5 protein-coding genes are annotated in these 2965 nt (G+C 64.1%); all 5 read right to left on the bottom strand.

The window, feature by feature from the left end; translation table 11 throughout:
* Window positions 1-806, bottom strand: an 806-nt coding sequence (locus QZT63_RS08495) for a PrpF domain-containing protein (protein WP_290650293.1), incomplete at its 3' end; no start/stop codon positions are given.
* A gap of 97 nt (window positions 807-903) precedes the next feature.
* The gene (locus QZT63_RS08490; protein WP_290650292.1) at window positions 904-1353 is read right to left on the bottom strand and encodes a DUF3429 domain-containing protein; all 450 of its coding nucleotides are present in this window, start codon (window positions 1351-1353) and stop codon (window positions 904-906) included.
* 4 nt (window positions 1354-1357) lie between these two features.
* Window positions 1358-1765 (bottom strand): dihydroneopterin triphosphate 2'-epimerase, encoded by a 408-nt coding sequence (gene folX, locus QZT63_RS08485; RefSeq protein ID WP_290650290.1) that lies wholly within the window; start codon window positions 1763-1765, stop codon window positions 1358-1360.
* A gap of 65 nt (window positions 1766-1830) precedes the next feature.
* The gene (folE, locus tag QZT63_RS08480; RefSeq protein WP_290650289.1) at window positions 1831-2388 is read right to left on the bottom strand and encodes a GTP cyclohydrolase I FolE; all 558 of its coding nucleotides are present in this window, start codon (window positions 2386-2388) and stop codon (window positions 1831-1833) included.
* A 79-nt stretch (window positions 2389-2467) separates the two neighbouring features.
* Window positions 2468-2965 (bottom strand): EAL domain-containing protein (locus tag QZT63_RS08475; RefSeq protein ID WP_290650287.1); only part of this gene is annotated, 498 nt, incomplete at its 5' end.

Raw genomic sequence — 2965 nt, 5'->3', positions numbered from 1 at the left:
GGAGGTGCCACGAACGCCACCTTGGGCGTGGCCGGGCGGGTCCGGCGCACGGTCGCTGGTGCATCGGCCAGGCCCATGGCAACGGCTCCGGCACAACGGATCGCTTCCAGCGCCTCCAGAAGCGTCGGGTCGTCGATGTCTCCGGGCTGTTCCGTACTCTTGAGCCCGACGTCCGAGGCGCGGATAAACACCGTGGGGTTGCCCGCGTGGACCAGGCTCGCCTCCAGCGAACCCAGGCCCGGGATGCGGAGCGTATCCCGCGGACGACTGGTCGGCAGGACCGGTCGAGGTTCCGGGGCGCCGAGGAAGTCCAGCCGGATGCCCGCACCGTAGCCTGGCACGCCGGCCATGGCCACATCGCCGTCCACCGCGGGTGCTCCCCCCTCCACCGGCACGTGGGCGAGGATGCGCTCGCCCAGATTGGCTTGCCAGATGCGCACCGTGGTCGTGGGCTCGCGGGGTTCGACCAGGCCCTCCTCGAGGGCGAACGGCCCCACGGCCGCGGTGAGATTGCCGCAGTTCCCGGACCAGTCCACCAGCGGTTGCTCCACGGCGATGTGCCCGAAGTGATAATCCACGTCGCAGCCGCGCCGCTGCGAGCGGCTGATCAGTACCACTTTGCTGGTGCTGGAGGTGCCGCCGCCCACGCCATCCATCTGACTGCCGTACGGGTCGGGGCTGCCCAGGGCCCGCAGCAGAAGCGCGTCGCGCTCATTCGGGTCGGCGGGTAGATCCTCGGCGTGCAGAAAAAGCCCCTTGCTGGTGCCGCCGCGCATCCACACGGCGGGAAGACGGTGCTGGGTCATGGTTGAGCGGCCCTCACGCCAATTTCCATGAGATTAACGTTACAGGACATTAGCACAGGGCGAGAGCACACAGGGTGTCATCGCCTGAGCGTGCCGCTCAGGATGCCGTGGGCGCCATGGACGCGAGGAGCAGGCTGGTGCACACGACCACGGTCAGTGCTATCCGCAGCAGGCGGAACCACCGAGCCACGTGCAGGCGCATATCCAGCGCCAATTGGCCGACAAAGCACACCACGAGCAGGCTCAGGGCGAAGGTGTGGGGCAGTAGCAGCGCCGTCCAGGCCAGTAGCGACGGGATGACGCTGATCACGAAAGCGCGGCCGTTCGCGGGGGCGTCGCGCAGCGCGAGCCCCCAGTGGATACCGCCGAGAAAAGAGAGTATCACCGCGCCGTAAGCGATCAGCGCTTGTAACGCCCATTGCCCGCGCGCCTCCGACAGCCACCACAGGGCAAGCGCCAGGGCAACAAAAGGCAGCGCACCGGCGAGCCCCAAAAGGCTTGCCGCGCGCCGTGTCGGTTGATCGTGCTCACTGCCCGCCGGTGCCATACGCCTAGTCGCGCCGCACGGCCGACATGGTCAGCGACACCGAATCGGCGAAGCGCAGGGCGTGGGGCTTGTCCACTTCCACCTGCACGCCATGCGCCGCCGGGTGCTCCAGCACGAGCTTGATTACGTCGTGTACAAGCTTCTCCAGAAGCAAGAAACGGTTGTCTTCGACCAGCTCGATCACCTCCTTGGTAATCGTGCGGTAGTTGAGCGCATCGTCCGGGGAGTCCGACGTGGCGGCGCGCAGGGCGTCATAGTCGACGATGATGTTCAGGACCACATCCTGGCGTTTCTCCTGCTCCTCCTCGTTCAGTCCGATGAAGGTTCGCAACCGCAGGTTCTTGATGCGGATGCGTGAACTCTCGACCCGGGCGGCTCCCGGGCCAAGTGCCCGTTCCGCGACACTGCTCATGGGCGTGTTCCCCTCCCATTGCTGACGTCCATCCTTAACGGTGCACCTGTGCTGAGCGCACGCAGCTAACCGCGGATGAGTTGCAGGAACTCGTTGCGAGTAGACTGCGACTTTCTAAATGATCCCAGCATCACCGACGTGCTCATGCTGGAATTCTGCTTGCCGACGCCTCGCATCATCATACACAGGTGGTTTGCCGTGATGTGCACCGCGACGCCCTTGGCGCCGGTGACGCTCAGGACCGCGTCGGCGATCTCTTTGGTCATGTTCTCCTGGATCTGGAAGCGCCGCGCGTACATGTCGATGATGCGCGCGATTTTGGACAGGCCGATCACCGTACCATCCGGGATGTAGGCCACATTGGCGCGACCGATGAATGGCAGCAGATGGTGCTCGCACAGGGAATAGAATTCGACATCCCGCACGATCACCATCTCGTCGTTATCGGATGGAAAGATGGCGCCGTTGACCAGTTCCTCGAGGTTCTGATCGTACCCCTCGGTCAGGTAGGCGAAGGCCTGGGCCGCGCGCTCGGGCGTCTTCTGCAGCCCGTCCCGGCTCACGTCCTCACCCACTGAGCGAATGATGTGGCCAAAGGCCTCGGTCATCTCGTCAATGTTCATCACGTCCCTCGGTCGGCCCGCCTCGCATCCGTACCACTTGTATAACATTTGTACACGAATTGCAAAGACAAAGATGCTGTCACTCGGGTACCGCCAGCCGCTTCAGCCCCAGTTCATCCAGCGGATACGGCCGCTCCACGTGATAGCCTTGCGCAAAATCCAGCCCAAGTTCCCGTGCCTGCCGATAGGCCTCATCCGTTTCCACGTATTTCGCCACCGTGAGCTTGCCCAGGAGGTGCGCGAGATCGTGGACGGACTTCACGACGCTGCGGTCTGCGGTGTTGCGCCCCATATCGCGGATGAACGCACCGTCAATCTTGAGGATGTCAGCTGGCAGGTTTTTCAAGGACCCATAGGATGACAGGCCACCGCCAAAGTCGTCCAGCGCTAACCGGCAGCCCATCGCCTGGAGCGCGCGCAGCAGGTCAGCCGCCAGGCCGAGATTGGCCGCCACCGCTGTCTCGGGGAGTTCGAAACAGATCTTGTCGGCGCGCACCTCATGGTGCTGCAAGCAGGCATTGAGCCAGTCCGGAAAGTCGATGTCCTTGAGGGTCTGCGCCGAGAGGTTGATGCTCAG

Source organism: Aquisalimonas sp. (assembly GCF_007120195.1).
Classification (GTDB): domain Bacteria; phylum Pseudomonadota; class Gammaproteobacteria; order Nitrococcales; family Aquisalimonadaceae; genus Aquisalimonas.
Note: the sequence above shows the minus strand (reverse complement) of the source record. Positions and strands in the feature narration are given on the sequence as shown.

Coding starts and splice junctions, on each gene's coding strand:
- QZT63_RS08490 (WP_290650292.1), bottom strand. CDS start 1,353: ATGGCACCGGCGGGCAGTGAGCACGATCAACCGACACGGCGCGCGGCA.
- folX (WP_290650290.1), bottom strand. CDS start 1,765: ATGAGCAGTGTCGCGGAACGGGCACTTGGCCCGGGAGCCGCCCGGGTC.
- folE (WP_290650289.1), bottom strand. CDS start 2,388: ATGAACATTGACGAGATGACCGAGGCCTTTGGCCACATCATTCGCTCA.